General features: G+C 44.3%; 5 protein-coding genes, 1 tRNA gene and 3 rRNA genes. 5 read left to right on the top strand and 4 right to left on the bottom strand.

Translation table 11 applies throughout. The annotated features are described in order from the left end of the window. Positions 1 to 442: 442 nt before the first annotated feature. The 5 genes from leuA to L3V23_RS13670 all read left to right on the top strand — a co-directional run bounded on the left by leuA (position 443) and on the right by L3V23_RS13670 (position 6208). Entirely contained in the window at positions 443 to 1996 is a 1554-nt protein-coding gene (gene leuA / locus L3V23_RS13650; protein ID WP_102954048.1) for a 2-isopropylmalate synthase, read from the top strand. A 135-nt stretch (positions 1997 to 2131) separates the two neighbouring features. Further along, positions 2132 to 3223, top strand: coding sequence for a 3-isopropylmalate dehydrogenase (leuB, locus tag L3V23_RS13655; RefSeq protein WP_102966170.1), 1092 nt, complete (start codon positions 2132 to 2134; stop codon positions 3221 to 3223). Positions 3224 to 3302: 79 nt separating this feature from the next. Next, complete coding sequence (gene leuC / locus L3V23_RS13660; RefSeq protein ID WP_102964619.1) at positions 3303 to 4700, top strand: 3-isopropylmalate dehydratase large subunit; 1398 nt, start codon at positions 3303 to 3305, stop codon at positions 4698 to 4700. 17 nt (positions 4701 to 4717) lie between these two features. Beyond that, positions 4718 to 5320 (top strand): 3-isopropylmalate dehydratase small subunit, encoded by a 603-nt coding sequence (gene leuD, locus L3V23_RS13665; RefSeq protein ID WP_102964620.1) that lies wholly within the window; start codon positions 4718 to 4720, stop codon positions 5318 to 5320. A gap of 105 nt (positions 5321 to 5425) precedes the next feature. Next, positions 5426 to 6208 carry a DUF547 domain-containing protein gene (locus tag L3V23_RS13670; protein ID WP_102966169.1) on the top strand — a complete coding sequence of 261 codons (783 nt, stop codon included), beginning with the start codon at positions 5426 to 5428 and terminating at the stop codon, positions 6206 to 6208. A 61-nt stretch (positions 6209 to 6269) separates the two neighbouring features. Here L3V23_RS13670 and rrf (L3V23_RS13675) read toward each other — a convergent pair. From rrf (L3V23_RS13675) to L3V23_RS13690, 4 genes are all read right to left on the bottom strand, one after another. After that, positions 6270 to 6385 (bottom strand): 5S ribosomal RNA (rrf, locus tag L3V23_RS13675). 73 nt (positions 6386 to 6458) lie between these two features. Next, positions 6459 to 6534: transfer RNA gene (locus L3V23_RS13680), tRNA-Thr, on the bottom strand. 62 nt (positions 6535 to 6596) lie between these two features. After that, positions 6597 to 6712: ribosomal RNA gene (gene rrf / locus L3V23_RS13685) — 5S ribosomal RNA — on the bottom strand. 91 nt (positions 6713 to 6803) lie between these two features. Beyond that, a 23S ribosomal RNA gene (locus L3V23_RS13690) occupies positions 6804 to 6910 on the bottom strand; the annotation flags it as partial.

The raw sequence follows: 6910 nt of genomic DNA on the forward strand, positions 1-6910 counted from the left end.
AGCTAAAAGCAATAGATTGCAAATCCGTGACTGTTTGTTTGTAAATGGATGACAGTTAGTCGTAGTACAGCAATAAATTTGTTTACCTTAGCCTTACACTCAGGCTCAAAAGGGCTACATTGGCGACATGCTTTCAACAACAAACTGCTGATTTTTACCTTGTTGACGAAGTAACTGCTCCGATATGAACAAAAAAACAACTTTAGGGTTGACGCGCTCGGTTGAGTACGGTACTAATTTGTTAATTCAAATTTGTGGATGTTAATAATGACAATTCGTTCTTCTCTACTCCTGAACCTGCTCCTTATCGTGAATCAATCGCGCGGGTAATGAGTGGACGGAAGACACCACAACAGATTTACAAGAACCCGCACACGATGCGGGTTTTTTTATAACTAAATTCAGGAAGTAAACGATTAACTCTTCGAGTAAGGAAGCAAACATGAACGATCAGGTCATCATATTCGATACAACTTTGCGCGACGGTGAACAGGCGTTGTCAGCAAGCCTAACGGTAAAAGAGAAGCTGCAAATCGCTTACGCACTGGAACGCTTAGGTGTTGACGTGATCGAAGCGGGCTTCCCTGTTTCCTCACCGGGTGATTTCGAATCTGTACAAACTATTGCGAAAAATATCAAAAATAGCCGCATCTGTGCTCTTTCACGTGCCGTTGCGAAAGATATAGATGCGGCTGCTGAAGCGTTAAAAGTGGCTGAACAGTTCCGAATCCACACTTTCTTGGCAACATCGACCATTCACGTTCAAGACAAGCTTCGTCGTAGTTATGACGATGTAGTAGAAATGGCGGTGAAAGCGGTTAAACATGCTCGCCAATATACTGATGATGTCGAATTTTCTTGTGAAGATGCAGGTCGTACACCAATCGACAACCTATGCCGTATGGTTGAAGCTGCTATCAATGCTGGTGCTCGTACTATCAATATTCCAGACACTGTCGGTTACACAGTGCCAAGTGAATTTGGTGGCATCATCCAAACCCTATTTAACCGTGTGCCAAACATTGATAAAGCGATCATTTCTGTTCACTGTCACGATGACTTGGGCATGTCTGTGGCGAACTCCATTGCAGCAGTCCAAGCTGGTGCTCGCCAGATCGAAGGCACGATTAATGGTATCGGTGAACGTGCCGGTAACTGTGCCCTAGAAGAAATCGCCATGATCATCAAAACTCGTCAAGAGCTATTGGGAGTTCACACTGGCATCAAGCACGAAGAGATTCACCGTACCAGCAAGTTGGTCAGCCAACTATGCAATATGCCGATTCAAAGCAATAAAGCGATTGTTGGTGCAAACGCATTCAGCCACTCTTCAGGCATTCACCAAGATGGTATGTTGAAAAACAAGAACACCTACGAAATCATGACGCCAGAGTCTATTGGCTTGAAAAACCAAGCGCTTAACCTAACCAGTCGTAGTGGTCGTGCTGCTGTGAAAAGTCATATGGACTCCATGGGTTACAACGAAAACGAATACAACCTAAATGCGCTATACGAAGACTTCTTGAAGCTTGCTGACCGTAAAGGCCAAGTGTTCGACTATGATTTGGAAGCATTAATGCACTTCTCAAATCTTCGCGATGAAGATGATTACTACAAGTTGAACTATTTGAGTGTTCAATCTGGTAGTGTTATGGCGACAACCAGCGTCAAAATGCTTTGTGGTGACGAAGAGAAATGTGAAGCGGCAGTCGGTAATGGTCCAGTAGATGCTTTATATCAATGTATCTACCGCGTAACTGGCTATGACATCGTGCTAGACAAATTCGACTTAACCGCAAAAGGCGAAGGCGAAGATGGTTTAGGTCAGGCAGACATCATTGCCAACTACAAAGGACGCAAGTACCACGGCACTGGCGTATCTACGGATATCGTTGAAGCCTCTGGTCAAGCGCTATTGCATGTTATCAACAGCATTCATCGCGCAAACCAAATTGAAGAAATAAAACAGAAGAAGAAAGTAATTGCTGGCGTTTAAATAACATAGCCTCCAGAAAACTTGGAGTTGCAGAGTGTAGAATGAACCCAGACACCACTTCTGTAACTTCAGTTGGAAGGACGTAACGCAAACACAACATTGAACGAATATTATCAAAATTAGTGAAGGACTCGCATGACAGACAAAACGTATAAGATTGCCGTATTACCAGGTGACGGCATCGGCCCAGAAGTAATGCAACAAGCACACAAAGTACTTGATGCTATTGAACAAAAACACAAGTTAACTTTCGTGCGTGAAGAACATGACGTAGGTGGTATTGCGATTGACAACCACGGCTGCCCACTTCCTGACAGCACACTTCGCGCTTGTGAAGAATCCGATGCAGTTTTGTTCGGTTCTGTTGGCGGTCCTAAATGGGAACATCTTCCACCTAATGAACAACCTGAGCGTGGCGCACTTCTACCTCTACGTAAACATTTCCAATTGTTCTGTAACTTGCGACCTGCACAGATCCACAAAGGGCTAGAAGCGTTCTCACCTCTGCGTGCTGACATTTCTGCTCGCGGTTTTGATATTGTCGTTGTGCGTGAATTAACTGGCGGCATTTACTTTGGTCAACCAAAAGGTCGAGAAGGTGAAGGCGCTAACGAGAAAGCGTTTGATACTGAGGTTTACCATCGTTTTGAAATTGAGCGTATCGCTAAAATTGCCTTTGAATCAGCTCGTCTACGCCGTAAGAAAGTCTGTTCTATCGATAAAGCAAACGTACTTCAAAGCTCGATTCTATGGCGCGAAGTCGTCACTGAAATTGCCAAAGATTACCCAGATGTTGAGTTATCACATATGTATATTGATAACGCGACTATGCAGTTGATCAAAGACCCTTCTCAGTTTGACGTCATGCTATGTTCAAACATCTTCGGCGACATCCTTTCTGATGAATGTGCCATGATCACTGGCTCAATGGGCATGCTTCCTTCTGCAAGTATGAATGAAAGTAAGTTTGGTCTGTATGAACCAGCGGGCGGCAGTGCTCCTGATATTGCAGGTAAAAACATTGCTAACCCTGTCGCGCAAATCCTTTCTGCGGCACTCATGCTTCGTTACAGCTTAGGTGAAGAAGCCGCTGCACAAGATATTGAAGCCGCGGTAGGCAAAGCACTATCAGCTGGCGAATTAACGGCGGATCTATCGGGTAGCAAGCCAGCGCTGACCACCTCGCAAATGGGCGACAAAATCGCAGAATACATTCTTAATTCATAATAATTAGTACTCTCGCCAGCCAATGACCGATTTACCAGTCATTGGCTACTCAAGGAGAGCGAGACAAGGAAGCAAACACATGGGCAAAACATTATATGAAAAAGTCTACGACGCCCACGTCGTAGTTGCCGCGGAAGGCGAAAACCCAATTTTATACATCGACCGTCACTTGGTTCATGAGGTAACTTCACCTCAAGCGTTTGATGGCTTACGTGAGAAAGGACGCAAACTGCGCCAAGTAAGCAAAACCTTCGCAACCATGGATCACAACGTTTCAACCACAACGAAAGACATCAATGCATCGGGCGAAATGGCTCGAATCCAGATGCAAACCCTAGCGAAAAACTGCGAAGAGTTTGGCGTTACCCTTTATGACATTAACCATAAATATCAAGGTATTGTTCACGTAATGGGCCCAGAGTTAGGCATTACGCTTCCTGGTATGACTATTGTTTGTGGTGACTCTCACACAGCTACGCACGGCGCATTTGGTTCTTTGGCATTTGGCATCGGTACTTCTGAAGTTGAGCACGTAATGGCAACTCAAACGCTAAAACAAGCTCGCGCTAAAACCATGAAAATTGAAGTCAAAGGCAAAGTCGCTCCGGGAATTACAGCAAAAGATATCGTTCTAGCGATTATCGGCAAAACGACGGCAGCGGGCGGTACAGGCTACGTAGTAGAGTTCAGCGGTGAAGCGATACGCGATCTTTCTATGGAAGGTCGTATGACGGTATGTAACATGGCTATCGAACTAGGTGCAAAAGCCGGTTTGATTGCTCCTGACCAAACAACGTTTGATTACATCAAAGGCCGTAAGTTTGCTCCAACAGGTACGGATTGGGATGCAGCGGTTGAATACTGGCAAACACTGAAAACAGACGAAGATGCGAAATTCGACGCGGTTGTAACGCTAGATGCAGCAAGTATTCGTCCTCAAGTCACTTGGGGAACCAACCCAGGTCAAGTTATTGCGGTTGATACACCTATTCCTTCACCAGAATCGTTTAGCGATCCTGTCGAGCGTGTGTCTGCTGAAAAAGCTTTGGCATACATGGGCCTAGAAGCTGGCAAAATGCTGTCGGATTACAAAGTCGATAAAGTCTTTGTCGGTTCTTGTACTAACTCTCGCATTGAAGATATGCGTGCAGCAGCAGCCGTTGCGAAAGGTAAGAAAGTCGCATCACATGTACAGGCGCTAATCGTTCCGGGATCTGAGCAGGTAAAAGCTCAAGCAGAAGCTGAAGGCTTAGACAAGATCTTCATCGAAGCTGGTTTTGAGTGGCGTTTACCAGGTTGTTCTATGTGTCTGGCGATGAACAATGACCGTTTAGGTGCTGGTGAACGTTGTGCATCAACGTCAAACCGTAACTTTGAAGGGCGTCAGGGTCGTGATGGTAGAACCCATCTAGTTAGCCCAGCGATGGCAGCAGCAGCAGCGATTGCTGGTCACTTTGTCGATATTCGTAACAACTAAGGATAGAGGAAATTTAAATGGCAGGTTTTCAAAAACATACAGGCTTAGTTGTTCCTCTAGATGCAGCGAACGTCGATACAGATGCAATTATTCCTAAGCAGTTTCTACAAAAAGTAAATCGCATTGGTTTTGGTAAGCACCTTTTCCATGACTGGCGCTTCCTTGATGATGCTGGTGAGCAACCAAATCCAGATTTCGTCATGAACCAACCTCGTTACAAAGGTGCAAGTATTTTGCTAGCGCGTGAGAACTTCGGCTGTGGTTCTTCTCGTGAACACGCACCATGGGCGCTTGCTGACTATGGTATTCAGGTGATGATCGCTCCAAGCTTTGCAGATATTTTCTATGGCAACTCTATCAACAACCAAATGGTTCCTGTTCGTTTAACGGAGCAAGAAGTTGATGAGATTTTCCAATATGTTCAAGCAAACGAAGGTGCACAGGTTACCGTTGATCTGGAAAAAATGATCGTAACGGCAAACGATAAAGAATATGGATTCGAAATCGATGAATTCCGTCGCCACTGTTTGCTAAATGGCCTAGACAACATTGGTCTGACTCTGCAACACGAAGCTAAAATTGCAGAGTATGAAGCGAAAATTCCTTCATTCTTAAGATAGCGAAATGAATATAGGGTTGCAGACAAGCAACCCTTTTTTATCGCTGAAATAAAAGCGTAGTAACCTTGGTCTTATTGTCTACATACCATTTAACTGACACTGTTTATGAAAAGACTCCTTGCGTATGCACTTATGCTGTTCTCACCACTTTCGTTTTCGGCACCTAAATCCGATTTATGGCCTTATTGGGATGTCAGCAATCAACAAAGCAGTACTTCACTATCTCACCACAAATGGCAAGCCATCCTAGACATTTATCTTATCTCTCAGGGTGAATACACCTTGATTAAATACGCCCAAGTCACGCCATCCGATAAAGAGAAGCTCACGCAATATTTATCTGATTTATCGAATACTGATCCAAGAGAACTGAACAAAAAAGAACAGTATGCATATTGGGTAAACTTCTATAACGCACTCACAGTACAACTCATATTGGATAATTACCCTGTAGCCTCAATCACCAAAATCGGGAGTTGGTTTGGTTTTGGTCCATGGGATGATGAAATCGCAAATGTGGCAGGAAAGCCTTTAACGCTCAATGATATAGAGCATCGAATTTTAAGGCCTATTTGGGGTGACCCGAGAACACATTATGCAATCAATTGTGCCAGCCTAGGATGCCCTAACCTGCAACCGAAAGCATTCACCGCGGAAAATACCGAGCTTCTGTTAGAAAAAGCAGCTCGTGATTTCATCAATAGTCATAAAGGTGTTTCGTATCGAGATGGTCATCTGACCCTTTCTTCTATTTATGATTGGTTTGCGGAAGATTTTGGTAGCAGAACTCAATTATTTGATCATCTGAGCAAATACCGAAAGGGAATAGCCCATTTTGAAGGGAAAATAAAATATGAGTACGACTGGAAACTGAATGAGAAGAAATAACGAACAATTCGAATAATGGATATGAAAAAGCCCCTGTATTACAAAGGGGCTTGGAAATAAAGCCTAGCGATGTCCTACTCTCACATGGGGAGACCCCACACTACCATCGGCGCTATTGTGTTTCACTTCTGAGTTCGGCATGGAATCAGGTGGGTCCACAATGCTATGGTCACTAAGCAAATTTTTTGACCGCTTTTGACTTTCATCTTTTTCAAAGATGAAGACAAACTTACAGTGCGTGTCGAATGCATGGTGCTGATACCCAGAATCGAACTGGGGACCTCATCCTTACCAAGGATGCGCTCTACCGACTGAGCCATATCAGCAAGAAGCTGTGTCTTATAAGACTAAAAAAGCCCGTCGTTAGACGGGCTCTTTTTAAATAAAAGCCTGGCGATGTCCTACTCTCACATGGGGAGACCCCACACTACCATCGGCGCTAATTCGTTTCACTTCTGAGTTCGGCATGGAATCAGGTGGGTCCAAATCGCTATGGTCGCCAAGCAAAATTTTAAAATTCGGAAAGCTGTTAATGTTCTCTACACATTCAATTCTGTTCTTGCTTTGAGCCCAATCAAAACCCCTTGGGTGTTGTATGGTTAAGCCTCACGGGCAATTAGTACAGGTTAGCTCAATGCCTCACAGCACTTACACACCCTGCCTATCAACGTTCTAGTCTCGAACAACCCTTTAGGACACTTA

Source organism: Vibrio sp. A1-b2, from assembly GCF_021726015.1.
Classification (GTDB): Bacteria; Pseudomonadota; Gammaproteobacteria; order Enterobacterales; family Vibrionaceae; genus Vibrio; species Vibrio diazotrophicus.

What these genes read in the sequence shown, in the direction of transcription:
- leuA (WP_102954048.1), top strand. Translation starts at nt 443, where the DNA reads ATGAACGATCAGGTCATCATATTCGATACAACTTTGCGCGACGGTGAA.
- L3V23_RS13670 (WP_102966169.1), top strand. Translation starts at nt 5,426, where the DNA reads ATGAAAAGACTCCTTGCGTATGCACTTATGCTGTTCTCACCACTTTCG.
- leuD (WP_102964620.1), top strand. Translation starts at nt 4,718, where the DNA reads ATGGCAGGTTTTCAAAAACATACAGGCTTAGTTGTTCCTCTAGATGCA.
- leuC (WP_102964619.1), top strand. Translation starts at nt 3,303, where the DNA reads ATGGGCAAAACATTATATGAAAAAGTCTACGACGCCCACGTCGTAGTT.
- leuB (WP_102966170.1), top strand. Translation starts at nt 2,132, where the DNA reads ATGACAGACAAAACGTATAAGATTGCCGTATTACCAGGTGACGGCATC.